24 protein-coding genes are annotated in these 26456 nt (G+C 69.7%); 9 read left to right on the top strand and 15 right to left on the bottom strand.

Features of this window, described 5'->3' with window-relative positions; all coding sequences use genetic code 11:
- The first annotated feature begins 27 nt into the window (after positions 1 to 27).
- The 4 genes from AB0C20_RS22720 (at position 28) to AB0C20_RS22705 (ending at position 4103) form a co-directional block, all read left to right on the top strand.
- Complete coding sequence (locus AB0C20_RS22720; RefSeq protein WP_357568681.1) at positions 28 to 954, top strand: ABC transporter permease; 927 nt, start codon at positions 28 to 30, stop codon at positions 952 to 954.
- A 72-nt stretch (positions 955 to 1026) separates the two neighbouring features.
- Positions 1027 to 1983, top strand: a complete 957-nt coding sequence (locus tag AB0C20_RS22715; RefSeq protein ID WP_357568680.1) for an ABC transporter permease — start codon at positions 1027 to 1029, stop codon at positions 1981 to 1983.
- 70 nt (positions 1984 to 2053) lie between these two features.
- On the top strand, positions 2054 to 3085 hold the full coding sequence (locus AB0C20_RS22710) for an ABC transporter ATP-binding protein (RefSeq protein WP_112583768.1): 1032 nt from the start codon (positions 2054 to 2056) through the stop codon (positions 3083 to 3085).
- Positions 3066 to 4103 carry a dipeptide ABC transporter ATP-binding protein gene (locus AB0C20_RS22705; protein WP_238687749.1) on the top strand — a complete coding sequence of 346 codons (1038 nt, stop codon included), beginning with the start codon at positions 3066 to 3068 and terminating at the stop codon, positions 4101 to 4103. The genes AB0C20_RS22710 and AB0C20_RS22705 overlap by 20 nt, the downstream gene beginning before the upstream one ends.
- 111 nt (positions 4104 to 4214) lie before the next feature.
- Here AB0C20_RS22705 and purH read toward each other — a convergent pair whose 3' ends face one another.
- Genes purH through AB0C20_RS22690 form a run of 3 tightly spaced genes read right to left on the bottom strand, consistent with a single transcriptional unit; the run spans position 4215 to position 6681 of the window.
- Positions 4215 to 5786, bottom strand: a complete 1572-nt coding sequence (purH, locus tag AB0C20_RS22700) for a bifunctional phosphoribosylaminoimidazolecarboxamide formyltransferase/IMP cyclohydrolase (protein WP_357568679.1) — start codon at positions 5784 to 5786, stop codon at positions 4215 to 4217.
- Positions 5783 to 6403 (bottom strand): phosphoribosylglycinamide formyltransferase, encoded by a 621-nt coding sequence (gene purN, locus AB0C20_RS22695; RefSeq protein ID WP_091406347.1) that lies wholly within the window; start codon positions 6401 to 6403, stop codon positions 5783 to 5785. The genes purH and purN overlap by 4 nt, the downstream gene beginning before the upstream one ends.
- On the bottom strand, positions 6400 to 6681 hold the full coding sequence (locus AB0C20_RS22690; RefSeq protein ID WP_238687751.1) for a hypothetical protein: 282 nt from the start codon (positions 6679 to 6681) through the stop codon (positions 6400 to 6402). Before AB0C20_RS22690 ends, purN begins: the two co-directional genes overlap by 4 nt.
- Before the next feature lie 12 nt (positions 6682 to 6693).
- Here AB0C20_RS22690 and AB0C20_RS22685 point away from each other — a divergent pair, with 12 nt between their 5' ends.
- A complete protein-coding gene (locus AB0C20_RS22685; protein WP_210783383.1) occupies positions 6694 to 7248 on the top strand; it encodes a DUF4190 domain-containing protein in 555 nt (184 codons plus the stop codon).
- Between the two features lie 94 nt (positions 7249 to 7342).
- On the opposite strand, the gene AB0C20_RS22680 is transcribed toward AB0C20_RS22685, so the two are convergent.
- The gene (locus AB0C20_RS22680) at positions 7343 to 8632 is read right to left on the bottom strand and encodes a DUF6350 family protein (protein ID WP_238687753.1); all 1290 of its coding nucleotides are present in this window, start codon (positions 8630 to 8632) and stop codon (positions 7343 to 7345) included.
- A 200-nt stretch (positions 8633 to 8832) separates the two neighbouring features.
- Here AB0C20_RS22680 and AB0C20_RS22675 point away from each other — a divergent pair, with 200 nt between their 5' ends.
- Positions 8833 to 9099, top strand: a complete 267-nt coding sequence (locus tag AB0C20_RS22675) for a hypothetical protein (RefSeq protein WP_091406354.1) — start codon at positions 8833 to 8835, stop codon at positions 9097 to 9099.
- A gap of 60 nt (positions 9100 to 9159) precedes the next feature.
- Here AB0C20_RS22675 and sucD read toward each other — a convergent pair whose 3' ends face one another.
- The 3 genes from sucD to AB0C20_RS22660 all read right to left on the bottom strand — a co-directional run bounded on the left by sucD (position 9160) and on the right by AB0C20_RS22660 (position 12064).
- On the bottom strand, positions 9160 to 10047 hold the full coding sequence (sucD, locus tag AB0C20_RS22670) for a succinate--CoA ligase subunit alpha (RefSeq protein ID WP_357189852.1): 888 nt from the start codon (positions 10045 to 10047) through the stop codon (positions 9160 to 9162).
- A 2-nt stretch (positions 10048 to 10049) separates the two neighbouring features.
- Positions 10050 to 11228: an ADP-forming succinate--CoA ligase subunit beta gene (gene sucC / locus AB0C20_RS22665; protein WP_091406357.1), complete on the bottom strand. Its 1179-nt coding sequence runs from the start codon at positions 11226 to 11228 to the stop codon at positions 10050 to 10052.
- Positions 11229 to 11659: 431 nt separating this feature from the next.
- Positions 11660 to 12064, bottom strand: a complete 405-nt coding sequence (locus tag AB0C20_RS22660; RefSeq protein WP_030491849.1) for a cobalamin B12-binding domain-containing protein — start codon at positions 12062 to 12064, stop codon at positions 11660 to 11662.
- A gap of 486 nt (positions 12065 to 12550) precedes the next feature.
- Here AB0C20_RS22660 and AB0C20_RS22655 point away from each other — a divergent pair, with 486 nt between their 5' ends.
- Positions 12551 to 13246 carry a M23 family metallopeptidase gene (locus tag AB0C20_RS22655; RefSeq protein ID WP_357568678.1) on the top strand — a complete coding sequence of 232 codons (696 nt, stop codon included), beginning with the start codon at positions 12551 to 12553 and terminating at the stop codon, positions 13244 to 13246.
- A gap of 284 nt (positions 13247 to 13530) precedes the next feature.
- On the top strand, positions 13531 to 14307 hold the full coding sequence (locus tag AB0C20_RS22650) for a M23 family metallopeptidase (protein ID WP_357189847.1): 777 nt from the start codon (positions 13531 to 13533) through the stop codon (positions 14305 to 14307).
- A gap of 96 nt (positions 14308 to 14403) precedes the next feature.
- On the opposite strand, the gene pcrA is transcribed toward AB0C20_RS22650, so the two are convergent.
- On the bottom strand, positions 14404 to 16809 hold the full coding sequence (gene pcrA, locus AB0C20_RS22645; protein WP_357568677.1) for a DNA helicase PcrA: 2406 nt from the start codon (positions 16807 to 16809) through the stop codon (positions 14404 to 14406).
- A gap of 324 nt (positions 16810 to 17133) precedes the next feature.
- On the opposite strand from pcrA, the gene AB0C20_RS22640 reads away from it, so the two are divergent.
- On the top strand, positions 17134 to 17523 hold the full coding sequence (locus AB0C20_RS22640; protein ID WP_266304442.1) for a chorismate mutase: 390 nt from the start codon (positions 17134 to 17136) through the stop codon (positions 17521 to 17523).
- Positions 17524 to 17691: 168 nt separating this feature from the next.
- Here AB0C20_RS22640 and AB0C20_RS22635 read toward each other — a convergent pair whose 3' ends face one another.
- The 7 genes from AB0C20_RS22635 to AB0C20_RS22605 form a co-directional block, all read right to left on the bottom strand.
- Positions 17692 to 18705 carry a dipeptide ABC transporter ATP-binding protein gene (locus AB0C20_RS22635; RefSeq protein ID WP_357568676.1) on the bottom strand — a complete coding sequence of 338 codons (1014 nt, stop codon included), beginning with the start codon at positions 18703 to 18705 and terminating at the stop codon, positions 17692 to 17694.
- Positions 18698 to 19726 (bottom strand): ABC transporter ATP-binding protein, encoded by a 1029-nt coding sequence (locus tag AB0C20_RS22630; RefSeq protein ID WP_238687860.1) that lies wholly within the window; start codon positions 19724 to 19726, stop codon positions 18698 to 18700. Before AB0C20_RS22630 ends, AB0C20_RS22635 begins: the two co-directional genes overlap by 8 nt.
- Before the next feature lie 26 nt (positions 19727 to 19752).
- The gene (locus AB0C20_RS22625) at positions 19753 to 20721 is read right to left on the bottom strand and encodes an ABC transporter permease (RefSeq protein WP_238687761.1); all 969 of its coding nucleotides are present in this window, start codon (positions 20719 to 20721) and stop codon (positions 19753 to 19755) included.
- Positions 20714 to 21640 carry an ABC transporter permease gene (locus tag AB0C20_RS22620; RefSeq protein WP_238677478.1) on the bottom strand — a complete coding sequence of 309 codons (927 nt, stop codon included), beginning with the start codon at positions 21638 to 21640 and terminating at the stop codon, positions 20714 to 20716. The genes AB0C20_RS22625 and AB0C20_RS22620 overlap by 8 nt, the downstream gene beginning before the upstream one ends.
- 148 nt (positions 21641 to 21788) lie before the next feature.
- Positions 21789 to 23426 (bottom strand): ABC transporter substrate-binding protein, encoded by a 1638-nt coding sequence (locus tag AB0C20_RS22615; protein ID WP_238687762.1) that lies wholly within the window; start codon positions 23424 to 23426, stop codon positions 21789 to 21791.
- A gap of 607 nt (positions 23427 to 24033) precedes the next feature.
- Positions 24034 to 24720, bottom strand: a complete 687-nt coding sequence (locus AB0C20_RS22610) for a response regulator transcription factor (protein ID WP_088950154.1) — start codon at positions 24718 to 24720, stop codon at positions 24034 to 24036.
- A gap of 2 nt (positions 24721 to 24722) precedes the next feature.
- Complete coding sequence (locus tag AB0C20_RS22605) at positions 24723 to 25988, bottom strand: ATP-binding protein (protein WP_238687763.1); 1266 nt, start codon at positions 25986 to 25988, stop codon at positions 24723 to 24725.
- Positions 25989 to 26456: the final 468 nt, after the last annotated feature.

The following is a 26456-nucleotide window of genomic DNA, read 5'->3' as shown; positions in this document are numbered from 1 at the left end:
AACGTCCGGGCACGCTCCCGTGAGGCGATGCCGTCCTCCACGACCTTCATCCGGTCGTCCCACAGCTCGTACTCCTCCTCGGCCCGCGCGGCCCGGGTCGCCGGGCAGGGCGACCCGATCCAGGCGCTCGCCGGCGAACGGCCGGTGACGCCAGCGCAACGGGCCTACCTGACCGAGAAGTACCACCTGGACGCCACCGGCGTCGGCGGCTTCTTCTACCGCTACTTCGACTACGTGAAGAACCTGCTCCAGGGCAACCTGGGCGAGTCACTCACCGGTCGGAACATCGGTGACATCCTTCAGCAGGCCTGGCCGGTCACCGTGCGGCTCGCGCTCATCGCGCTCGCTGTGGCGATCATCTTCGGCGTCACCGCCGGGGTGCTCGCCGGCATCCGCCGGGCCAGCATCTTCGACAACTCGACGCTGGTGCTGACCCTGCTGGTGCTGGGCATCCCGACCATCGTGCTGGCGCCGCTGGCGCAGTACTTCCTCGGCGTCAAGTGGCAGCTCTTCCCACCCACCGCCGGCTCCGACCCCTCGTTCTACGCGCTCCTGCTGCCGGGCATCGTGCTCGGCTCGCTGTCGCTGGCCACCGCCCTACGACTCACCCGGGCCTCGGTGGCGGAGAACCTGCGCGCCGACTACGTCCGGACCGCCCGGTCCAAGGGCCTGGTCAAACGGCGCATCGTCGTCGTCCACGTGCTGCGCAACTCGCTGATCCCGGTGGTCACCTTCCTCGGTGTCGAACTGGGCAACCTGATGAGCGGCGCGATCATCACCGAGGGCGTCTTCAACATTCCCGGCGTGGGCTTCAACCTCTTCCGCGGCATCCGCACCGAGGACGGCCCCCTGGTGGTGGGCATCGTGAGCGTGCTCGTCGTGGTCTACCTGGTCTCGAACCTGGTGGTGGACGTCCTGTACGCCGTACTCGACCCGAGGATCCGCTATGAGTGAGCGCAGCGAACGAATCATCAGCGCAGCGTGCCTGGGCTCTCATGCCGGCGCCGAGCGCAGCGAGGTGGCGGCATGAGTGATTTTGAAACTGTGGCGGCCACCGAGAACCAGGCCGCACGACGTGGCCCCTCGGGAGAGCCGGGCACGCCCAACCAGGTCGGCGCCGCGAACAAGCCCCGCAGCCTGGCCGGTGACGCCTGGCGCGACCTGCGCCGCAACCCGATCTTCTGGATCTCGCTGGCGCTGGTCGTCATCTTCTCCCTGATGGCACTGCTCCCCGGGGTCTTCACGGCCAACAACCCGAACGACTGCCTGCTCTCCCGGCAGCACGCCGGGCCGTCCGGCGGGGCCATCTTCGGGTACGACTTCCAGGGCTGCGACACGTACTCCCGGGCGGTCCACGGCACCCGGGCGTCGCTGCTGGTCGGCGCGCTCGCCGCGCTCGGCACCGGCATCATCGCGCTGGTGATCGGCATGCTGGCCGGTTACTTCGGCCGCTGGGTCGACGCTGTGCTCTCCCGGGTGATCGACGTGGTGCTCGGCATCCCGCTGCTGCTGGCCGCGATCGTGCTGCTCAAGCGGGTGTCCAGTGACAGCCAGGCGGCTCGGATCGGCGCTGTCGTCTTCGTGTTGGCTCTGCTCGGCTGGACCACCGCCGCCCGCGTGGTCCGGTCCTCGGTGATCACTGCGAAGGAGCAGGACTACGTCGCGGCGGCCCGGATGCTCGGCGCCGGCAACAGCCGGATCATGTGGCGGCACATCCTGCCGAACTCGCTGGCCCCGGCGATCGTCGTACTGACCATCGCGCTCGGCTCGTTCATCGCGGCCGAGGCGACGCTCTCCTTCCTCGGCATCGGCCTGAAGGCGCCCACCATCTCGTGGGGGCAGGACATCGACACCGGCCGGATCCACATGCGGGAGGCGGCCACCCCGTTGATCGTCCCGTCGGCCTTCCTGGCGCTGACCGTGCTGGCGTTCATCATGCTCGGCGACGCGATCCGTGACGCCTTCGACCCGAAGCTGCGGTGAGAACATCCGTGCGAGCGCGAGGAGTGAGCGGAGCGAGCCCCGCAGTCGCGAGTGAAAGGCAGGCACAGTCTTGACCGTCAATCCAACTCCCGCCTCTGCCACACCCGAGGGCGGTCACCTGCTGGAGTTGCGGGACCTGCACGTCGAGTTCCGCACCAACGAGGGTGTCGCTCGGGTGATCAACGGTGTGTCGTACCACCTGGACGCCGGCGAGACCCTTGCCGTGCTCGGCGAATCCGGCTCAGGTAAGTCGGTCACCGCCCAGGCGATCATGGGCATCCTGGACACCCCGCCCGCGTTCGTCCGCTCCGGCCAGATCCTCTACCAGGGTGAGGACCTGCTGACCCGCTCCGAGGAGCAGCGCCGGCAGGTACGCGGCAAGGAGATCGCGATGATCTTCCAGGACGCGCTCTCCGCCCTCAACCCGGTCTTCCCGGTCGGCTGGCAGATCGGTGAGACGCTTCGCCAGCGCGCCGGCATGTCCCGGGCCGACGCTCGACGTCGTGCCGTCGAACTGATGGATCTGGTCAAGATCCCGGGTGCCGCCAAGCGGATCGGCGACTACCCACACCAGTTCTCCGGCGGCATGCGACAGCGCGTCATGATCGCCATGGCGTTGGCACTGGACCCGAAGGTCCTGATCGCCGACGAGCCCACCACGGCCCTCGACGTGACAGTGCAGGCCCAGATCATGGACCTGCTGGCCGACCTGCGCCGGGAACTCAACATGGCGATGATCCTGATCACCCACGACCTGGGTGTGGTCGCCGGTGTCGCGGACCGGATCGCTGTCATGTACGCCGGCCGGATCGTCGAGCACGCCGACGTCCGCTCGCTCTACAAGGCGCCCGCCCACCCGTACACCAAGGGGTTGTTGGAGTCGATCCCGCGCCTGGACGTTCGCGGCCAGGAACTGTCGACGATCAAGGGGTTGCCGCCGAACCTGATGCGCATCCCGTCCGGCTGCCCGTTCCACCCACGGTGCCCGTACGTCCAGCAGGTCTGCGTGGACGAGGTGCCGCACGACCTGGTCCTCGGCGATGGCCGGACCAGCGCTTGCCACTTCGCGCAGGAGGTCCGTGATGACAGCGTCGCCCGCTAACCCCACAAAGGTCCGCGGCGAGACCATCCTCTCCGTCGACAACCTGGTGAAGCACTTCCCGATCACTCAGGGCGTGCTCTTCCAGCGGCAGATCGGGGCGGTCAAGGCCGTCGACGGGGTGAGCTTCGAGCTGCGCCGGGGCGAGACGCTCGGCGTGGTCGGCGAGTCCGGCTGCGGCAAGTCCACCCTCGCCCGGTTGCTAATGCGGTTGGAGACGCCCACCTCCGGACGCGCGACCCTTGAGGGCAAGGACCTGTTCAAGGCTTCCGGGGGTGAGCTGCGCCGGCTGCGCCGCAACATGCAGATGGTGATGCAGGACCCGTACACGTCGCTGAACCCGCGGATGACCGTCGGCGACATCATCGGCGAGCCGTTCGAGATCCACCCGGACGCCGCGCCGAAGGGCAGCAAGGCCAAGCGGGTCCAGGAGCTGTTGGACCTGGTCGGGCTCAACCCGGAGCACATCAACAGGTACCCGCACCAGTTCTCCGGCGGTCAGCGTCAGCGCATCGGCATCGCCCGCGCCCTCGCGCTGAAGCCCGAGGTGATCGTCTGCGACGAGCCGGTGTCGGCGCTCGACGTCTCCATCCAGGCCCAGGTGATCAACCTGCTCAAGCAGCTACAGGGCGAGCTGGGGCTGTCGTACATCTTCATCGCGCACGACCTGTCGGTGGTGCGGCACATCGCCGACCGCGTCGCGGTGATGTACCTCGGCCGGATCGTCGAGATCGGCACCGAGGACGAGATCTACGAGCGGGCCACCCACCCGTACACCCAGGCTCTGCTCTCTGCCGTGCCGGTGCCGGACCCGGAGGCCCGCGACCAGCGCAACATGATCCGGCTGGTCGGCGACGTGCCGAGCCCGGCCGACCCGCCGAGCGGGTGCCATTTCCGGACCCGCTGCTGGAAGGCCCAGGACATCTGCGCCACCGAGGACCCGGCGACCGTTCCCCGGGCAGCGGACCCCCACCCGTCCGCCTGCCACTTCGCCGAACTTCGCCCCACCACCCCGGCCTAACCGACCCACCCCCTGCGGTTGATCATGAAGTTATTGCCCTGACACGCCGACGTGCAGGGCAATAACTTCATGATCGACGGGGTCTGGCCCGGGGACCGGGACGCCGGGGGGTTAGTGGAAGAAGTGGCGGGTACCGGTTAGGTACATCGTTACGTTGGCCTTCTTTGCCGCTTCGATGACCTCTTCGTCGCGGATGGAGCCGCCGGGCTGCACGATGGCGCGGACGCCGGCGTCGATGAGGATCTGCGGGCCGTCGGCGAACGGGAAGAACGCGTCCGAGGCGGCGACCGAGCCGCGGACCCGGTCGGCGCCGGCGCGGCTGACCGCGAGCTGCGCCGAGTCGACCCGGTTGACCTGACCCATGCCCACGCCCACGGTGGCGCCGTCCTTGGCGAGCAGGATCGCGTTGCTCTTCACGGCGCGGACCGCCCGCCAGGCGAACGCGAGGTCCCGCAGCAGCTCCTCGTCGGCGGCCTCGCCGGTCGCCAACTGCCAGTTGGCCGGGTCGTCGCCGGGGGCGTTGACCCGGTCGGCGACCTGGGCCAACACGCCACCGGTCACCTGCCGCAACTCCACCAGCGCCGGCTTCCAGGCCGGTGCCCGCAGCAGCCGGATGTTCTTCTTGCCCTGCAACACCTCGACCGCGCCCTCGTCGAAGCCGGGGGCGACCACCACCTCGGTGAAGATCTCGGCGACCTGCCGGGCCAGCTCGACCGAGACCGACCGGTTGACAGCGATGACACCGCCGTACGCCGACACCGGGTCGCAGGCGTGCGCCCTGCGGTGGGCCTCGGCGACGTCCGCGCCGACCGCGATGCCGCACGGGTTGGCGTGCTTGATGATCGCCACCGCCGGCTGGTCGGCGAAGTCGTTGGCGGCCCGCCAGGCGGCGTCGGCGTCGACGTAGTTGTTGTACGACATCTCCTTGCCGTGCAGCTGCTCGGCCTGCGCCAGCCCGGCCGGGGCGTCGGGGTCGGTGTAGAGCGCGGCGGGCTGGTGCGGGTTCTCGCCGTAGCGCAGCGCTGTCGACTTGCGCAGCGCCAACCCCGCGAACTGCGGCCACGAGTCGTCGGCGGGTGCCAGCTCCTGGGCGCACCACTGGGCCACCGCGACGTCGTACTCGGCGATGTCGGCGAACGCCCGGGCGGCCAGCGCGCGACGCTGGGCCATCGTGAAGCCACCCTCGCTGAGCGCACCGATCAGCGCCGGGTAGCCGGCCGGGTCGGTGAGCACGGCAACCGAGGCGTGGTTCTTGGCGGCGGCCCGCACCATGGCCGGGCCACCGATGTCGATCTGCTCCACGCACTCCTCGACGCCGGCGCCGGAGGCGACGGTCGCCTGGAACGGGTAGAGGTTGGAGACCAGCAGGTCGAACGCCGCCACGCCCAGCTCGTCGAGCTGTGCCACGTGCGCGTCCTTGCGCAGGTCCGCGAGGAGACCCGCGTGCACCTTCGGGTGCAGGGTCTTGACCCGGCCGTCGAGCACCTCGGGGAACCCGGTCACCGTCTCCACCGGCGTCACCGGCACCCCGGCGGCGGCGATGGTGCCCGCCGTGCTGCCGGTGGACACGATCTCCACACCGGCCGCGTGCAGGGCCTGAGCCAGCTCGACCAGCCCGGTCTTGTCGTAGACGCTGACCAGCGCCCGCCTGATCGGGCGGCGCCCGTCCTGAGTGGGACTCACGGAACCGTGACCTTCCTTCCGGTGATGGTCCAGCCTTCGCGGACCAGCCGACCGACCTGCTCGACGAGCTGGCGTCGCTCGGCTTCCTTGATGCGCTCGGTGAGCGTGTCGACGTCGTCGTCGTCCAGCACCGGCACCGCTACCTGCGCGACGATCGGCCCGGTGTCCATGCCGGCGTCGACGAAGAAGAGGGTGGCTCCGGTGAGCTTCACGCCGTAGGCGAGGGCGTCACGCGGGCCGTGGATGCCGGGAAACGCCGGCAGCAGCGTGTTGTGGGTGTTCAGGTAGCGGTCGCCGAAGGCGGCGAGGAAGTGCGGGCCGACCAGCTTGAGGAAACCGGCGGAGATGACCAGGTCGGGTTGGTGCTTCGCGACGTGCGCGGTGAGCGCGCGGTCCCAGTCCTCCCGGGTGTCGTGGTCGCGGACCCGTTCGACGAAGGTCGGCACCCCCGCCGCGTCGGCCCGGTCCAGGCCCGCGATGCCGTCGCGGTCCGCGCCGACCGCGACGACCTGTGCGCCGTACGCGGGGTCGGCGGCGGCATCCAGCAGCGACTGAAGGTTGCTCCCGGAGCCGGAGATGAGGACGACGATGCGGGCGACAGGCGCGGGCTCGGTCACCGGGCCACCCTATCGGGCAGGTCAGGGACGCCCTTCGACTGGGCGGTGCGCCGATCTTCGACGGTGCCGACGTGCGTCGACCCGGTACGCTGCCGCTCGCTCGGGCCGAACGCCGCGCCGGCCCACACACCGCCCCTGATCCGGCACACGAAGCGGTCGACAAGGGCAAGTTTGCCTGCTTTGGGAGACATGTCGTCCTGTTGCTGTACTGGGCTTTGGGAGGACTGACCGCGATCATGGATGGAAATAAAGAGCACCAACTGACGGAACCAGTCCAAGGAGCTTCTCGAATGCAGCCCGGTAACCCCGGTCAGGACCCGTACGGCCAGCAGCCCAACCAGGACCCGACCGCTCCGCAGCCGCCGGCCGCCCCGTACGGCCAGCAGCCCACCTCCGGCCAGCCGTACGGCCAGCAGCCGCAGGACCCGTACGCCGCGCCGCAGGCTCCGTACGGCCAGCAGCCCACCTCGGGGCAGCCGTACGGTCAGCAGCCGCCGTACCAGGACCCGTACGCGCAGCAGCAGCCCCCGTACGGTGCCGGCCCGACCTACCCGAACGCCGGGTACCCGCAGGCACAGGGGCAGAACAACACCCTCGGCCTGGTGTCGATGATCCTCGGTATCGCGTCGATCCCGCTGATCTGCTGCCTGTACCTGGGCATCCCGGTCGGCATCGCGGGCATCGTGACCGGCTACCTCGCCAAGCAGAAGGTGGCCCAGGGCCAGGCCAACAACGCCGGCCAGGCCAAGGCCGGTCTGATCTGCGGCGCGGTTGGCGTCGGGCTGGGCATCCTCCTGCTCATCCTGAGCGTCGTGGCGCAGGTCAACCTGCCCACCCAGCCCTGACGGGCGCGGATTCGGCGGGGCGCTCCGGGTTCGCCCGGGGCGCCCCGCGCTCGTCTACGGCGCGGGTCGGCAGGTCAGCGCCCAGGTGGCGGCGCTACTGCGTGGGCCCGCGGGTCAGCGCCCGGGTGGCGGCGGCACCGAGCAGCGCGCCGACCGCTATGACACCGGCCGCCACCGCCCCGACCTGCCAACCCACAGGCCCGACCTGGGACAGCCGACCGGCGCCGAGCGGCCCGCCGGAAATCGCCGCGGCCGCGCCGAGCACCACGCCGGCCACCGGCCCGGCCAGCACCGCCGGCGCCAGCAACTCGGCCCAGCGCTGCGCGGCCCGCTCCGGGACGGCGAGTCGAGCCACCCGCCGGGCGAGCAGCCAACCGGCGACCATCCCGGCCAGCACCGGCACCGCGAGCAGCAGGGCGCCCAAGCCGTCCACCGGGCCACGCGGCAGGCCAGCGAGCAGCGGCACGGCCGGCAGCGCGCCGACCGACACCTCGCTGGTACGGACCGCGGTGTCGGTCCCGACCGCGAACCCCGGCCCGAGCAGGTAACTGGTCGACCAGACCGCCGCGTTGGGTGCGTACGCGGCGCTGACCAGGGTGATGCCGGCCTGCCCGGCGACCCCGGTCCGGTACGCCCCGATCATGTCGGCCGCGTCGCCGCCGCCGGTGGCCACCGCAAGACCGGCTGCGCCCGCGCCCGCGCCGAGCAGCAGCAGCCCGGCCACCAGGCCGGTGCGAACGCCGTCGCGCACCGGCCCCGGAAGCCGGGTGACGAGCAGCCGGGTCACTGCGGTGATCCGGACCGCGCCGACCAGCGCGGCGAGTGTGCCGACCGCCGCGAACGTGGCGCCCGCCCGGATCAGCGACACAGTCGGCCCACCCGTGCCGACCAGCACCGCCGCGAGCGCGCCGAGCAGCGCGTACGCGATGCCGACCGCTACCGCGGCGAGCAGTGCCCGGCGCGGTGAGCGGGTGTCGCGAGCACCGATCGCCCGGCTGACGTGCACGCCGGCGCGGGTCAGCCGCCAGAGCGCGAGCACTGTCAACGCCAGCGGGGCGAGCCCGAGCGGCCCGGTCTCGGTGTGCAGAGGCACGCCGTGCCCGAGCAGCCAGCCGGCCAGCGCGGTGCGCAGGGTGCCGGTCAGTGTGGTGGAGTCCGCGCCGAGCTGCACCAGGCCGAGCACGATGGCGACCGGCAGGTAGGAGGTGAGGGCGGCCCAGCAGGCGGCCACCCCGGCGGCGACGGGCAACGGCGCACGCCCGCGAGGCGACCCGCCCGCGCGAGGCGCGGGCACCCGCCGGGCCGGTGCGGCGCGGTCGACCGGCCGGTCGTCGGCGCTCACACCGCCGGGACGGCTGGGACGGTCAGGGGTGACGGGGGACATCCGCTCTACTCTGGCACGTCGCGCGGGCGGTGGCAGTCCGTTAACCCCTCCTAAGGTCGGCGAGTTCACCGAACCAACGTCCTGCCCACCCGGGCCGGTCTAGCCTCGGCCCTGAGGGGGCGCGAGTCGCCGCCACCCGGGACGGGCCCACCGGTCGCGGTCCGGGCCGGCACGTCGCCCACGACCGCTCGGAGGAAGCTGTGACGACGCCATACCCGCCTCCCCCGCCGCCACCGGCCCAGGGACGCGACCGCACCACCCTCTGGGGCGTGCTGGGAATCGTGCTGGGACTGATCTGCTGCGGCATCTTCGGCATCGTCTTCGGCTACCTGTCCATCCGCGACGCCCGGCGGTACGGGCAGTCGCCGCTGCTCGGTTACCTCGCCATCGCGTTCGGCGTGATCAACATCATCGGCGGGGCGATCCTGCGCTCGACCGGCAACTACCCGTTCTGGAACAACGACTGACGCGTACGCCGAAGGGGGTCGACCGTGACCGGTCGACCCCCTTCGTGTTGCCTGACCGGCTCAGCTGCCGGACATGATCTCCCGCATCAGCTTCGCGGTCTCGGTCGGCGTCTTGCCGACCTTGACGCCGACGGCCTCCAGAGCCGCCTGCTTCGCCTCGGCGGTGCCGGCGGAGCCGGAGATGATCGCCCCGGCGTGACCCATGGTCTTGCCGGGCGGAGCGGTGAAGCCGGCGATGTAGCCGACCACCGGCTTGGTGACGTTGGCCTTGATGAACTCGGCGGCCCGCTCCTCGGCGTCGCCACCGATCTCACCGATCATGACGATGGCGTCGGTCTCCGGGTCGGCCTCGAACGCCGCGAGGGCGTCGATGTGGGTGGTCCCGATGATCGGGTCACCGCCGATGCCGACGCAGGTGGAGAAACCGATGTCGCGCAGCTCGTACATCATCTGGTAGGTCAGCGTGCCGCTCTTGCTGACCAGGCCGATCCGACCGGAGCCGGTGATGTCGGCCGGGATGATGCCGGCGTTGGACGCGCCCGGCGAGGCGATGCCCGGGCAGTTCGGCCCGATGATCCGGGTCCGCTCGCCCTGCGAGACGTTGTACGCCCAGAACGACGCGGTGTCGTGCACCGGGACGCCCTCGGTGATCACCACGGCCAGGCCGATCGCGGCGTCGATCGCCTCGACCACTGCGGCCTTGGTGAACTGCGGCGGCACGAAGATGACAGTGACGTCGGCCCCGGTCTCGGCCATCGCGTCCGCGACGGACGCGAAGACCGGCAGCTCGGTGCCGTCGAAGTCCACCTTCTGGCCCGCCTTGCGCGGGTTGACGCCACCCACCACGTTGGTGCCGGCGGCCAGCATCCGCCGGGTGTGCTTGGAACCCTCGGAACCGGTCATCCCCTGGACGATGACCTTCGAGTCCTTGGTCAGCCAGATAGCCATGATCAGACCCCCGCAGCTGCCAGCTCGGCGGCCCGCTCGGCCGCACCGTCCATGGTGTCCACCCGCTGCACGAGCGGGTTGTTCGCGCTGTCCAGGATCGCCCGGCCAGCCTCGGCGTTGTTGCCGTCGAGACGGACGACGAGCGGCTTGGTGACCTGCTCGCCGCGCTGCTCGAGCAGGGCCAGCGCCTGGATGATGCCGTTGGCAACCTCGTCGCAGGCGGTGATGCCGCCGAAGACGTTGACGAAGACGCTCTTCACGGCCGGGTCGGAGAGCACGATCTCCAGCCCGTTCGCCATCACGGCGGCGCTCGCGCCGCCGCCGATGTCGAGGAAGTTGGCCGGCTTGACGTTGCCGTGCCGCTCACCGGCGTACGCGACAACGTCGAGGGTCGACATGACCAGACCCGCGCCGTTGCCGATGATGCCGACCTCGCCGTCGAGCTTGACGTAGTTGAGGTCCTTGGCCTTGGCGGCCTGCTCCAGCGGGTCCACCGCGGCCTGGTCGACGAGCGCCTCGTGGTCCGGGTGCCGGAACGCCGCGTTCTCGTCCAGGCTGATCTTGGCGTCGAGCAGCAGCATCCGACCATCGCCGTTCTTGGCGAGCGGGTTGACCTCGACCAGGGTGGCGTCCTCGGCGACGAACGCCTGCCACAGGCCCACCGCGATCTCGACCACCTGGTCGGCGACCTCGGCCGGGAAGCCGGCAGCGGTCACGATCTCGCGAGCCTTGGCCTCGTCCACGCCCTTCACGGCGTCGATCGGGGCCTTCACGACCTTGTCGGGGGTCTCGGCGGCGACCTGCTCGATGTCCATGCCGCCGGCGACGCTGGCGATGCAGAGGAAGGTGCGGTTCGCCCGGTCGAGCAGGTACGAGAAGTAGTACTCCTCGGCCACGTCCGCGGTCACGGTGATCATGACCTTGTGGACGGTGTGACCCTTGATGTCCATGCCGAGGATGTCGGTGGCCCGGGCGACCGCCTCATCCGGGCCCTCGGCCAGCTTGACGCCGCCGGCCTTACCTCGGCCGCCGACCTTTACCTGCGCCTTGACGACCACACGGCCGCCAAGGCGTTCGGCGATCGCGCGGGCCTCTTCCGGGGTAGTGGCGACGCCGCCGGCCAGCACGGGCAAGCCGTGCCGCTCGAACAGGTCCCGCCCCTGGTACTCGTACAGGTCCACGATTGCGCGTCCCGTCCCGTCTCCGCGGCGCGCCGTCGCGCCGCCACCAGCGTTCAGAAAACAGTTTGACGCCTGTCATCAGTTGAAACAGGCCATTGGCCGCAGCCTAGCGAGGTCGGCACCACCGGCAACCGAGCGGGTGCACGGTGTGCGGTAATGCACAACCGGACATCAGGTGTGGCCGGTTTCCGGCCATGACTCGGGCGGCATCCACCGTCCGGGCGATGTTGTCCGGCTTGCGTAACCCTGTCGTGGGGGCGTCGTTGAGTCAGATGTCGGAGCGCTGAACAGCGCAAAGACGGGATACGGCCGATGCCCTGTCGGTCGAGGGGTGGCGGCGGGGCATCGTGCATAGAGGGGCCGGACGTGTGAGGGGTGCGTCCGGCCCCTCCCCCGTGCCCAAAATCGGTGGCGCAGCAGATCGGCGTGCCTCAGGAAACCGGCTGGGCCACGTTCTGTCGGACCCACTCGACAATCGCCTGAGTGGTGGCGCCCGGCGTGAAGATCTTCGCGACGCCCAGCTTCTCCAACTCGGGAATGTCGCCGTTCGGAATGATGCCGCCACCGAACACGACGATGTCGCGGGCGTCCCGCTCACCGAGCAGTTCCAGCACCCGCCGAAAGAGCGTCATGTGCGCCCCGGAGAGCACTGACAGGCCGACCGCGTCGGCGTCCTCCTGGATGGCGGTCTCCACGATCTGCTCGGGAGTCTGGTGCAGGCCGGTGTAGACGACCTCCATCCCGGCATCCCGCAGGGCGCGCGCGACGACCTTCGCGCCCCGGTCGTGGCCGTCCAGGCCAGGCTTCGCGACGACGACCCGAATCCGAGAGCTCATCAGCGCACACCTTTCACCGGCTTGACCGCCTTCACCTTAACGAACGGTAACCCGGCGGGCCCGGCCCGAGAAATCCGGGCTCTGCCACCGACAGTTACCCGGCGTGTCCACCGCGCAACCCGGAGAGGTCCCACCTGACGCCGTCCCGGCTTCACCACCGCCACGCCGCTGGCAGGGCCGGGGAGACCATCCCGGTGCCGTCCGGAGTCAAGCCGGACGACTCCGCCGGAACGGTCACGCTCGGCGACGAACGGGCAGCGACGGGGGCACCGTTCGGCGTCGCGATGCATGACAATCATGGACGCAAACGGACAGATCGACACGCCAATTTTTCGGTCTAGCTTGTGACTCGCCTGGCGGTTGGCTAACGTGTCCACGGTTGTCATCAGGTCCATGGACGGGTGACGACGCGGTCAGCGGACGTCTCCCTGGAGCTCCAGGGGACGCCCACCGGCCGCTTCGGAACCCCGACAACGGAGGGTGTGCGTGCGCCAGCGCCTGTCGTCTGAGCCCGATCGATATCGCGGTCGCCGCCGCGTACCCACCCCACCCCGCAGCCGTTACGCCGCTGTCGTCACCACCGCGTTCGTCGGTGCCGGCATCGTGGCCCTCGGCGCGAGCGCCCTGCCGGACGCCAAGGACGTCAGCCCCACGGTCCTCGACGAGCTCAAGCAGGCGTCGGTCACCAGCCAGGACGCCGCGGCCCGTGCGGACAACGCCGACCGCGCCTCCCGGGACAGCCGCAGCACTGACAGCGCCGAGCTCGAGGTCTGGCTGCTGCCGCTGCAGGGCTACGACTTCAACTCCCCGTACGGCGTCCGCTGGGGCAAGATGCACACCGGCGTGGACCTGGTCGCCGGCGAGGGCACGCCCTACGTGGCGATCCACGACGGGTTGGTCACCAAGGCCGGCTGGTTCGGCGGGTACGGCAACGCGGTGATCGTCCAACACGCCGACGGCAGTGAGGCCATCTACGGCCACTCCTCCGCGGTAAGCGTGAAGGAAGGCCAGCAGATCAAGGCGGGCGACCAGCTCGGCCTCGTGGGTCAGACCGGCCACGCGTACGGCACCCACCTGCACCTGGAGATCCATGTCAAGGGGCAGCCGATCGACCCGGTGCCGTTCCTTCAGGAGCGCGGAGTGGACATCAAGCTGCAAGTCGAGGCAATCTACACGAGGTAGCCACCTCCTGACGGCGCGTAACGACCGTTGACCGCCCGGATCTGTCGATCCGGGCGGTTTTGCTTTGGGTGGTCCTGGCGGATGTATCCCCTGTCACAGCCTCGAATGTGACCGACGGCACCCTTCAACATGATCACTTATCCGGATGTAGCACCGCACAGCGGGTCATATCCGGGCACGCCATCTTCCGCTCTCGGTCCGAGGGTTCGGTCCCCGTGCCTGCCACACCTTGGCCCGACACCAGTATTTCGAGGTCAAGTGCCCCTCGACTGTGAAGGTCCGCCGTGCAAGAAGACAGCCCCGTCCAGAACGAGAACACCCCCGACACCAGCCAGACCGCGCCGCCGCAGCGCACCGGCCGACGGAACCGTCTCATCGTGCTCGGAGCCGCCGCCCTGGTAGCCCTCGGCCTCGGTGGTGTCGCCGTCGCCACGAGCGGCACCGACCACCCGGCACCCGCTGCCGTCTCCCTCGACGCCCAGGGCCGGGCCGAGGCCGCGAGCCGGGCCGACCGCTCGGTTCGTGAGTCGAGCACGCCGGTCACCCCCTCGCTCAGCCCGACGCCCAGCCCGTCGGCGGCCAGCGCCAGCCCGGCCCCCGCGAAGACGGCCGCCGCGAAGGCCAAGCCGAAGCCCAAGCCGAAGAAGACCACCAGGCCCACCCCCGCCTGGGTCGACCCGATGCCGGGCGCAGCCGTCACGTCCTGCTACGGGCAGCGCTGGGGCACCCTGCACGCCGGCATCGACCTGGCGCTGCCCTCCGGTACGCCGATCCACGCAGCGGCAGCCGGCACGGTGACCCAGGCCGGCGACGCCTCCGACGGGTACGGCAACTCCGTCTTCATCGACCACGGCAACGGCTACCTGACCCACTACGCCCACCAGAGCCGCATCGCTGTCACCGTGGGACAGAAGGTCAAGGCCGGCCAGGTCATCGGCTACGAGGGCGCCACCGGCGATGCCACGGGCCCGCACCTGCACTTCGAGGTGCACCAGGGCATGTGGAACCAGATCGACCCGGCCCCGTTCATGCGGGCCCACGGCGTCGACCTGGGCTGCTGAGGCGACATCCCGGCGCGGTCCGGGCGCAACGGTAGGGAAGGAGGGGCCTGAGGCCCCTCCTTCCCTACTTCAGTGCAATGGTGCGGGCGCGACGGATCAGAGCTTGTCGACCGGAGCGTGCCGGAGCACCAGCCACATGGTCTGGTCGCCGAAGTCGATCTGCGCGCGGGCACCCGGGCCGTGCCCCTCGACGGCGAGCACCCGCCCCAACCCGTACCGCTGATGGTTGACCCGGTCGCCCGCTGACACGTTCGGCCCCTGCGGCAGCTCGCTGGCAGTGGTCAGCCGGCTGGCGTCCACGCCGAGCCGCTGGGCCAGCTGCGCCGCCTTCGGTGTGCCCCCAGTGAAGTTGCCACGCACGCCGGGCGCGCGGTCCGCACGGCCACCGACGCCGCCGCCCCCGCCAGCCCACGAGGTGTACGACCCCTCGGTGCGCTCCCAGTGCACCAACTCGGTCGGCAGCTCCTCCAGGAAGCGCGACGGCGGGTTGTAGGACGGCTGCCCCCAGGCCGAGCGGGTCACCGCCCGGGACATGTAGAGCCTCTGTCGGGCACGGGTGATGCCGACGTACGCCAGGCGGCGCTCCTCCTCCAACTCGCGGGTGTCGCCCAGCGAGCGCAGGTGCGGGAAGACGCCGTCCTCAAGCCCGGTCAGGAAGACCACCGGGAACTCCAGCCCCTTGGCGGTGTGCAGCGTCATCAGGGTGACAACGCCCTGGTGGTCGGGGTCGTCGGAGGGGATCTGGTCGGCGTCGGCAACCAGCGCCACCTGCTCCAGGAAACCGGCCAGGGTGGCCCGCTCCCCCTCCTCGCCCAACGCCTCGATCCGCTCGGTGTACTCGCGGGCGACGCTGACCAGCTCCTGGAGGTTGTCCACCCGGCCGGCGTCCTGCGGGTCCAGGCTCTCCTCCAGCTCGGTGAGGTAGCCGGAACGGGTCAGCAGCGCCTCCAGCACCTCCTCCGGGGTGCCGGTCTCGGCCAGCTCGCGGCCGCCGTCGAGCAGCGCCACGAAGTCCGCGATGCCGTTGGCCGCCCGACTGGAGATGCCCGGCGCCTCCCGGGCCCGGCGCAGCGCCGCGCCGAAGGAGATCCGGTCGCGACTGGAGAGCGCCTCGACACACGCCTCGGCGCGGTCGCCGATGCCCCGGCGCGGGGTGTTGAGCACTCGCCGCAGGCTCACCGTGTCGTCGTCGTTGACCACTGAACGCAGGTACGCCAGGGCGTCGCGGACCTCCTTGCGCTCGTAGAAGCGCACCCCGCCGACCACCTTGTAGGGCAGGCCGACCCGGATGAACACCTCCTCGAAGACGCGGGACTGCGCGTTGGTGCGGTAGAAGACGGCGACGTCGCCGGGGCGGGTCTCGTCGGCGTCGACCAGCCGGTCGATCTCCCGGGCCACCCAGTCGGCCTCGGCGTGCTCGGTGTCGGCCACGTAACCGACGATCTGCTCGCCGGCGCCGGCCTCGCTCCACAGCCGCTTCGGTTTGCGGGAGGTGTTGCGGTCGATCACCGCGTTGGCCGCGTTGAGAATGGTCTGGGTGGAGCGGTAGTTCTGCTCCAGCAGGATCGTCCGCGCGTCGGTGTAGTCCCGTTCGAACTCCAGGATGTTGCGGATCGTCGCACCCCGGAATGCGTAGATCGACTGGTCGGCGTCGCCGACCACGCACAGCTCGGCCGGCTCCACCCCCTCGGTGCCGGACACCAGCTCCTTGATCAGGATGTACTGGGCGTGGTTGGTGTCCTGATATTCGTCCACCAGCACGTGCCGGAACCGCCGACGGTAGCTCTCCGCGACGTGCGGGTGGGACTGGAGCAGGTGCACCGTCGTCATGATCAGGTCGTCGAAGTCCAGGGCGTGCGCCTCACGCAGCCGACGCTGGTAGAGCGTGTACGCCTCGGCCAGCGCCCGCTCGTTGGGCCCGGTGGCCCGTGCGGCGAACTGCTCCGGGTCGACCAGCTCGTTCTTGAGGTTGGAGACCTGGGCGGCCAGTCCACGCGCCGGGTAACGCTTCGGGTCGAGATCCAGCTCGCGGGTCACCAACTGCATCAGCCGGCGGGAGTCGTCAGCGTCGTAGATCGAGAACGTCGACTTGAGGCCGGCGTGCTCGTGCTCGGCACGCAGGATCCGCACGCAGGCCGAGTGGAACGTCGACACCCACATCAGGCGGGCCCGGGGGCCCACCAGCGCGGCGACGCGCTCCTTCATCTCGCCGGCGGCCTTGTTGGTGAAGGTGATCGCGATGATCTCACCGGGGTGCACGTCCCGAGCGGCGAGGAGATAGGCGATCCGGTGCGTGAGCACCCGGGTCTTGCCGGACCCGGCGCCGGCCACGATCAGCAGCGGCGAGCCGGCATGGCTGACGGCGTCGCGCTGCGGCCCGTTCAGCCCGGCGAGCAGCTGCTGCGGATCGAGACGCGCGGCGGCCGCCCCGGGTCGGTGCGGGCGGGCCGGCGCGGACTCCGGCGCAGGCGGGGACGCGGGGATGTCGAAGAGAGGATGCATCGCCCGACAAGTCTATGCCGCGGGCCGGACACTGCGCCTCTGGCGCTCAGCGGCTCGTGCCCGACGGCACGCACCACCACCCGGCACGCCCACCGGCGAAAGGCGCCCTCCGCGACGCGGAATGCTTGCGCACCCGGCAACGACGTGGGCATACTCGACGGCGTGATCGCTGCGCGCTTCTACTTTTACTATGGCACCGGGAGTCCGGCTGCCGTAGGTCGCGCCTGATCGATTCAGACCTGCTAAAGCCCCGGGCTCCTGGAGTCCGGGGCTTTTTCCGTCCCAGGTTCCGGGCACCGGGCACCACAGTGCGAGAGGTACCCGATGATGACAGACGTGATGGAGCAGAGCGGCAGCCCGATCCGACCGGGGCAGCCCGCCGTGCAGGGCACTGAGCCGGCGGTGGCCACACCACCGGCCGGGGCGGACGCCGAGCCGGCCGAGCAGCAGACCGGCACCCAGGAGCCGTCCGCCTCGGCGCGGATCGTGCAGATCAGGGAACGGATCGACGCGATCGACCACGAGTTGATCACGCTCTGGCAGGAGCGGGCCGCGTTGTCCCAGGAGGTCGGGGTGACCCGGATGGCGTCCGGAGGGACCCGCCTGGTGCTCTCCCGGGAACGGGAGATCCTGGAGCGTTTCCGGGTCGCGCTCGGCGCCGACGGCACCCAGCTCGCCCTGCTGCTGCTCCGCGCGGGCCGCGGCCCGCTGTGAGCCGTCCCAGCCCGCGTCGAACCGGGCCACGGCCCCCTGGTGAGCCACACCGCCCGTCTGCTCACTGACGTCGCGTGGGCGGCCAGGCGCCGCGCTGCCGATCCGGGTCACTGACAGACGAAACCGCCTGCCGTCGTCGTGGTGACGGCGGCAGGCGGTTTCGGTGACTCACGCCTCGTGGGTTACGACGATCTCGCGCTTCTCCGCGAAGTGGCAGGCGCTCGGGTGGTCCGAGTCCCGACGGATCTCCAGCAGCGGGACCTGCTCGGCGCAGACGTCCTGCGCCTTCCAGCAGCGGGTCCGGAACCGGCAGCCCGACGGCGGGCTGATCGGCGACGGCACGTCACCCGTGAGCCGGATGATCGTCTTGTTGTTCCGCTGGGTCGGGTCCGGCACCGGCACCGCGGAGAGCAGCGCCTGGGTGTACGGGTGGGTCGGTCGCTCGTAGATCTCGTCCTCGGTGCCGATCTCGACGATCTTGCCGAGGTACATCACCGCGACCCGGTCCGAGAGGTGGCGGACCACCGACAGGTCGTGCGCGATGAAGACGTACGAGAGGCCGAACTCGCCCTGCAACTGCTCCAGCAGGTTCATGACCTGGGCCTGGATGGAGACGTCCAGCGCCGACACCGGCTCGTCGCAGACGATGATCTCGGGCCGCAGCGCGAGCGCGCGGGCGATGCCGATGCGCTGACGCTGACCGCCGGAGAACTGGTGCGGGTACCTGTTGATGTGCTCGGGGTTGAGCCCGACCAGGTCGAGAAGCTCGCGAACCTTGGCCCGGCGGCTGCCCTTCGGCGCCACCTCCGGGTGGATCTCGAACGGCTCGCCGAGCAGGTCACCGACGGTCATCCGCGGGTTCAGCGAGGTGTACGGGTCCTGCATGACCAGCTGGATCTGCCGGCGCAGACGTCGCAGCGCCCCACCGGACAGCTTCGAGATGTCCTGGCCCTTGTAGACCACGTTGCCGGCGGTCGGCTTCTCCAGGTTCATCAGCACCCGGGCAAGCGTCGACTTACCGCAGCCGGACTCGCCGACCACACCGAGCGTCTCACCGGCGCGCAGTCCGAACGAGACCCCGTCGACCGCCTTGACCTGGCCGACGGTCTTCTTGAACACCACACCCTGCGTGACGGGGTAGTGCTTGACCAGGTCATTGACCTCGAGGATGTTCTCAGACACGGTTCACCAGCTCCTCGGCGAAGTGGCAGGCGCTGGCCCGAGCGGGGCCGACCTGCAGCAGCGGCGGGACCTTCTCCCGGCACACCGGCTGAGCCATCGGGCACCGCGGGTTGAACGGGCAGCCCGGCGGGATGTTCATCAGGTTCGGCGGGAGGCCCTTGATCGTCCGGAGCTGCTGCCCCTTCTCGTCGAGGCGCGGGATCGAGTCGATCAGACCCAGCGTGTACGGGTGCGCCGGCTTGGCGTACAGCTCGTACACGTCGGCTTCCTCGACGATCCGGCCCGCGTACATGACAGCGATCCGGTCCGCGACGTCGGCGACCACGCCGAGGTCGTGGGTGATCAGGATCATGCCCATCTGCCGCTCGCGCTGAAGCTCGGCCAGCAGGTCCATGATCTGGGCCTGCACCGTCACGTCGAGGGCGGTGGTCGGCTCGTCCGCGATCAGCACCTCGGGGTCGAGCGCCAGCGACATCGCGATCATCGCGCGCTGCCGCATACCGCCAGAGAACTGGTGCGGGTAGTTGTTGAACCGGCCCTTGGCGTTCGGGATCTTGACCTGGTCGAGCATGTCGATCGCGCGCTTCTTGGCCTCCGCGCGGCTCATGCCCCGCCGGACCCGGAACTGCTCAGCGATCTGGAACCCGACGGTGAAGACGGGGTTCAGCGCGGAGAGCGCGTCCTGGAAGATCATCGCGATGCCCTCGCCGCGGATGCGGCGGCGCTCCTCGTCGGACATGCGGAGCATGTCCTTGCCGTGGAAGCGGACCTGCCCACCGGTGACGAAGCCGGGCGGCGTGTCGAGGATGCCCATGATGGTCTGCGCGGTGACGCTCTTACCGGAGCCGGACTCGCCGAGCACGGCGAGGGTCTCCCCCGCGTCGACGTGGTACGTGACCCCGTTGATGACCTTTGCGACGCCGTCCCGGGTGCGGAACTCCACCCGCAGGTCGTCGACCTCGAGCAGGCGGCCGGAGGGACGCCCGGACCCGCCGGGTCCCGGCGCTGACTGCTCGGACACGAGAATGTCGGACAACTGGATCTCCCCTAGCGGAGTTTCGGATCGAGGGCCTCGCGGACCGACTCACCGAGCATCACGAAGCTCAGCACTGCGGTGACGAGGAACGCGGCGGGGAAGAACACCAGCCCCGGCGCGACCCGGATGAACTGCTGCCCGTCGCTGATCATGATGCCCCAGGACACCACCGGCGACTTCAGACCGACGCCCAGGAACGACAGGGTGGCCTCGGCGCCGATGAACGAGCCGACCATGATCGTGCCGTACACCAGCAACGGGGCCAGGCAGTTCGGCAGCAGGTGCTTGAGGATGATCCGGCCGGTGCCAGCACCCAGTGCGCGGGCCGCCACGATGTAGTCGGCCTCCTTGGTGGCGAGCACCGAGGAGCGCATCAGTCGCATCACTACCGGCCAGCTCAGCACGATCAGGGACGCGGTCACCAGGCCCATGATCTTGTTCTTGCTGTTGCCGGCGCCCGAGCCGTTGAAGGTGGTCAGGATGACGATCGCGCCGAGCACGAAGGGCAGACCGAAGAAGACGTCGGCGATCCGGCTGAGCAGCGCGTCCACCCAGCCACCGCGGTAACCGGAGATGATGCCCATGGTTCCGCCGATGAGCAGGGTGCCCAGCACGGAGAGCACGGCGACCTGGATGGACGCACGCGCACCGTAGATGACGCGAGCGTAGACGTCACGGCCCTGCACGTCGTAGCCGAACCAGCCATTGGCCGACGGCTTGTCGAGGCTGCGGGACAGCGAGCCGTTGACCGCGTCGCCCGGGGCGAACAGCGCCGGGAAGGCCGCCATCAGCAGGAAGATCACGATCAGCGTGGCCGAGATCCAGAACAGCGGCTTGCGTCGCAGGTCCCGCCAGGCGTCGCCGAGCAGGCCGCGCGGCTTGTCGTTGCTCTGCGGCTGGCCCGCGGTGGCGGGGGCGGCGGAGTCGGTGGGGTGTGCGCCAGGGGTGCTGACGATCGATGCGGTACTCGGGTCACTCATAACGGATCCTCGGGTCCAGGGCGGCGTAGAGCAGGTCAACCAGCAGGTTCATCACGAGATAGACCAGCACCAGGACGACCACGATGCCTACTACGGTGGCGCTTTCCTTGGTGATGATCGCTCGGAAGACCTGGCGGCCGATCCCGTTGATGCCGAAGATTCCCTCGGTGACGATCGCGCCGCCCATCAGGGCGCCGAGGTCGGTGCCGAGCAGGGTCACCACCGGGATGAGCGAGTTGCGCAGCAGGTGCACACCAACGACTCGGCGCATCGGCAGGCCCTTGGCGATGGCGGTACGCACGTAGTCCGCGCGGCGGTTCTCCGCGATGCTCGTTCTTGCCACCCGTGCGATGTACGCCACTGACGCGCTGCCGAGCACGAAGCCGGGCACGATCAGCTCGGACCACCGCATCTCGGAGGAGACGGTCGGCTTGATGATGCCCCACTGCACACCCAGCAGCCACTGGAGCACGAAGCCGACCACGAAGACCGGCAGTGCGATCAGGAAGAGGGTGGAGACCAGGACCAGGTTGTCCAGGAAGCCGTTACGCCGCAGACCGCTCAGCACGCCGGCGCCGAGGCCGATCACGGCCTCGATGGCGAGCGCCACGACGGCCAGCTTCAGGGTGTTCGGGTACGAAGTCAGGATGATGTCGCTGATCTCGCGCTGCGAGAACGTCTGACCGAAGTCGCCCTGGAGCAGGTTCTTCATGTAGTTGGCGTACTGCACGAAGACGTTCTGGTCGAGGTGGTACTTCTCGGTCATGAAGGCGATGTACTGGTCCGGGCAGCGACGCTCACCGCACTTGCCGGCGAACGGATCGCCCGGAACGGCCCAGACGAGCCAGTAGATCAGGAACGTCGTACCGATGAAGACCGGCACGAGTTGGAGCAGCCGTCTCAACAGATAACGGCCCATGGGGTGGTCCTCCAGACAGGGGGCGCGTCGGACGGCCGACACGGTGGTGACAACGTGCGAGTGGAGTGTTGTAACACCCAATCGCGGAACGGCCCCGGGTCGGGCTCACCGGATGTGGCGAGCCCGACCCGGGGTCAGACCGTTCGGATCAGAGCTCGACCGAGGTGATGTCGATCTCGCCGACGTTGTTCAGCTCGAGCTTCTTGATCTTCTCCGAGTGGCCGGACTGCTGACCGTAGAAGTAGACCGGGATGCTCGGGACGTCCTGGTCGACCTTCTCGACCGCCTTGGCGAACGCCTCGTGCGAGGCCTCCAGGCTCGGAGCGCCGCTGGCCTGCTTGGCAAGAGCGTCGACCTCGGGGTTGCTGTAGAGGCCGTCGTTCGAGGAGCCGTTGGTGATGAACAGCGGGTTGACCCAGTTCTCGACGTCCGGGTAGTCCTGCTGCCAGGCAGCGCGGTACGGGCCGTTCATCTTGTGGGCGTTGATGTTCTGGCGGAACACCGCGAAGGTCGGCACACCCTCGGCCCGGGCGTTGATGTTGAGGTTGGTCTTGATCTGCTGCGCGACGGCGTCCATCCAGTCCTTGTGGGCGGAGTCCGCGTTGTAGTAGAAGACCATCTCACCGCTGAAGCCACCGGCCTCGGCGAGCAGCGTCTTGGCCGTGGCCGGGTCGAACTTGCAGGCGGTGCAGTTGCCCGGCTTGGCGCCCGGGGTCAGCGGGTTCGCCCAGCTGTCGGCCGGCTTGCGGGTGCCGAAGAAGATCTTGTCGGAGATCTCCTGCCGGTTGACCGCCAGCGACACCGCACGACGCAGCTTCGGGTTCTGGAAGCGCTTGTCGTAGATCGGGAACGCGATGAACGCGGTCGACGGCGTGACGGTCGAGCGGCCCCGGTCACCGAGGTCGGTCTTCCACTTGTCGCCGGCGAGCGCCGAGGTGGGGACAACCTCCATGAAGTCGAGGTTGTTGGCCAGCAGATCGGCGTAGGCCGCGTTGTCGTCCTGGTACAGCTTGACGTCGACGTCCTTGACCTTCATCTTGTCGCGAAGGTTGTAGTCGTCGAAGCGCGTCAGCTTGATGAGGGAGTTGTCCTCCCACGACACGAACTTCACCGGGCCGTTGGCGATCGGCTTGCGGCCGAACTCTTCCGGCTTCATGGTGAAGAACACGTCCGGCAGCGGCATGAAGGCGCTGTAGCCGAGCTTGGTCGGGAAGACCGCGGTCGGCGCCGCCAGGGTGACCTCGAAGGTCTGGTCGTCGATGACCTTCAGGCCGGACATCTTGTCGGTCGTCGGCGTCGGGGCCTTCTTCGGGCCGTCCGCGCCATCCGGGTCCGTGGTGTAGGTCTGGTCGAAGCCCGCGATGTCCGCGAAGAAGGTGCCGTTCTGCGCACCGTTCGGCGAGTAGGCGGCCCAGTTCCAGGCGTCGACGAAGTTCTTCGCCTTGACCTCGGTACCGTCGTGGAACTTGGTACCGGCCTTGATCTTGATCGTGAAGACCTTGGAGTCCGTGGTGTTGATGGACTCCGCAAGCGCGTTACGCGGGGCCCCACCGTCGTTCGGGTACTCGACCAGGCCAGTGAAGAGCCAGTCGATGATCTTGCCGCCACCGGTCTCCGTGGTGTTCGACGGGACCAGCGGGTTCTCCGGCTGGACGCCGTGAACAACGATCGAGCCATCCGCGCTGGCGGCAGTTTCGTCGCCGCCGCCGCTCGAGCAACCGCTCGCGACAAGCGCGGCAGCCGCGCTGAGCGCGATGGCGCTCGTCGCCCGCTTCGAGACTCTCATTCCGAGGGGCCTCCTCTTTCTAACCAGGTTCCGTCGTGGGTTTCACGCACGTTTGGGGGTGACACCGCCCGACCACCCCGGGGGCGCGGGTCGCCGGGACCACAGGGAAGTTGGGGACACCCCTGATGTTCCGATCCGCCGGGCTCCCCCACCAACGAGGCTTGGCACGACGCAATCGACACAGCCACGGGCCGCCGAGATCGGCGGAATCGTGGTCGTGGGGCGTACGGAGTGCCACACACCGATGGTGAGGTGCTGCCACTGTGACACCCACTGGCCTCTTCCGTGAAGGTGCCGTTATCAAGCCGTTAGTTGCCCGCCACGTTGCCGATACTTGAAAAATGATCATAAAACGCCCGACGCGGGCGGCACTGAGCAGGAAATACGTTGCGCCACCCGAACAGTCGGCCTCGGCCCCTGCGTGAGCCCCGAGGTCACCCGAGCCCGGTGGGACGTCCATCACCACTCACGTTTCGAGCCATCCGGATGAGGGCCCCCACGGCTACCCGGACACGATCATCGGCTGGGTGTACGAGGGCGCGCCGGACGTTTCTCTGATCCTCGCCGGTGCCGACGCGCCGTCTCCTCGCCGGTAAACGACGCGCCGTCACACGAGGCGGCGATCCGCCGCCCAACGGGAGAGCTCGTAGCGGTTGGACATCTGAAGCTTGCGCAGCACGTTCGACACGTGCGTCTCCACAGTCTTGATGGAGATGAACAGCTCCTTGGCGATCTCCTTGTACGCGTACCCCCGGGCCAGCAGCCGCAGCACCTCACGCTCACGGTTGGTGAGCTGGTCCAGCTCCGGGTCGGCCACCGGCGCGTCCGGCCGGGCCGCGAAGGCGTCCAGCACGAACCCGGCCAGCCGTGGGCTGAACACCGCGTCCCCGTCGGCCACGCGACGGATCGCGGCAGCCAACTCGTCCGGGGAGATGGTCTTTGTGACGTACCCACGGGCGCCGGCACGGATCAACCCGATCACGTCCTCCGCCGCGTCGGAGACGCTCAACGCGAGGAACTTGACCTGCGGGTGCGTACGCCGCATCGCCTCCAGCACCGCACGACCGCCACCGTCGGGCATGTGCACGTCGAGCAGCACCACGTCCGGGCCGACGGCGGCGATCCGGGTGACCGCCTCGGCCACGGTGCTCGCCTCGCCCACCACCTCGACGTGGGCGCCCAGCTCCGCGCGCACCCCGGCTCGGAACATGGCGTGGTCGTCCACCAGGAACACCCGCAGCCGCTCGGGGCGGGCCTCCGCCGGGTCGAGGTGCTCGGTCGACTGCTCAGCCATGGTCATCTGTTCCTCTCCGCTGCGGACGAGTCCCGGGAGATCGGCAGGATCAACCGGACCTCGGTCCCCTCCCCCGGGCCGGACCGTATTTCGGCCCGTCCGCCGTGCCGCTTCATCCGCCCGATGATCGAGCCGCGTACGCCGTGCCGGTGGTCCTCCACGGTATCCGGATCGAAGCCCTTCCCCCGGTCACGGACGAAGACACTGACCTGATCCGGCTCCACCTCGGCGTAGAGCGACACGGTCTGCACGCCGGCGTGCCGGGCCGCGTTCACCAACGCCTCCCGCGCGGCCGCGACCAGCGCCCCGACCTTCTCGTCGGTCTCCCGGTCCCCCACCACCACCGTCTCCACGCTGATCGCGAAGGTGTCCTCGACCTCGGCGGCGGCCTGTTCCAGAGCGGCGGCGAAACGCTCGCTCGGCGAAGCGGTCGGCTTGTAGAGCCAGTTGCGCAGCGAACGCTCCTGCCCTCGGGCCAGCCGCTGCACCGTCTTGACGTCGCCGGCGTTGCGCTGGATCAGGGCCAACGTGTGCAGCACCTGGTCGTGCACCATCGCTGCCAACTCGGCCCGCTCCTGCTCGCGGATGCGCCCCTCGCGCTCCGAGCGGAGCTGGCTGTACGTCCGCCAGAGCACCGGCGCGGCGACCACGCCGACGCCCGCCAGCCCGACCAACGCGAAGATCACGCCATTGATCACCGCGTCGAAGTTCTGTGCCGGTGAGTAGACGGCCGCGACGCCGATGATGCCGACCGCGACCAGCACTCCCCCGCCGATGAACCGCAGCACGAAGGCCCGCCGGTCGCTCTCCTCGACGACCGCGCCGAGCCAGGGCACCGGCATGGCCTCGCCCCACTGTCGCCGCCGTTCGGGCGCGGACTGGTGCCAGATGACCCCGGCGCCGACCGCGATGATGGCCACCAACCAACCGGCGGTGCCCGCCGCGCCGACCGAGTCGAAGACCATCACCTGGATCAGCAGGACACCGAGCCCGATCCCCACGAACGGCAGAAGTTGGGCGACGTCCCGCCGGGGCGGCACCGCTGTGTCACCGGGACGCAGCGGCACCACCGCCCAGAACGCCGCGTAGAGCAGCAGGCCGAGCCCGCTCAGACCGAGCAGGACCATGAACGCGACGCGCACCCGCAGCACCGAGATGCCGAGATGGTCGGCGATACCGGCGGCGACGCCGGCGGCCATCCGGTGCTCCGGGGCGCGGTACAGGCGCGGGGGCGAGGTCACGGTGCTGATCGGAGGCTCCCTGGTCACTGTGGCGGACAGGTGGAGGTCGGTGACTCGATCGTCACACGCTGCGGCGTCCGCGACCACGGGGACGCCCCCGACATTCCGGCCGCCGGATCTCAGGGTGGGGTCAGGGTCGGGTCCTGAGGCCGTTCGGGTGGACCGGGCAGCAGGATCGAAGCATGACCGAGGAAGCTGCCCCGCCGCCCCGACCGGGGTCGGCACAGTCGGGCGGTTCAGCACCGCCCCCGCCCACCACCACGCCGACCGAATGGACCGAGCCCCGCACGTTCGGTCCGCACGCCGGCACCGACGCGACCGCCGGCACCGCGCCCGGCGAGCCGGCCGACGGCTACGCGCCCCCCGCGGCGGGCTACGTGAAGTCGGGGCATCCGGGCTGCTTGGGCTCAAGTGGTTGTTGCAACGGGGTGGATTCTCGTCAGGATGAGGGGTCATGCCGGGGCAGAGGTTGTCGTCCGCGGAGCGGGCGCAGAT

The sequence above is a fragment of the Micromonospora sp. NPDC048843 genome, assembly GCF_040649965.1.
Classification (GTDB): domain Bacteria; phylum Actinomycetota; class Actinomycetes; order Mycobacteriales; family Micromonosporaceae; genus Micromonospora; species Micromonospora hortensis.
This window is presented reverse-complemented; position numbering and strand designations above follow the sequence as displayed.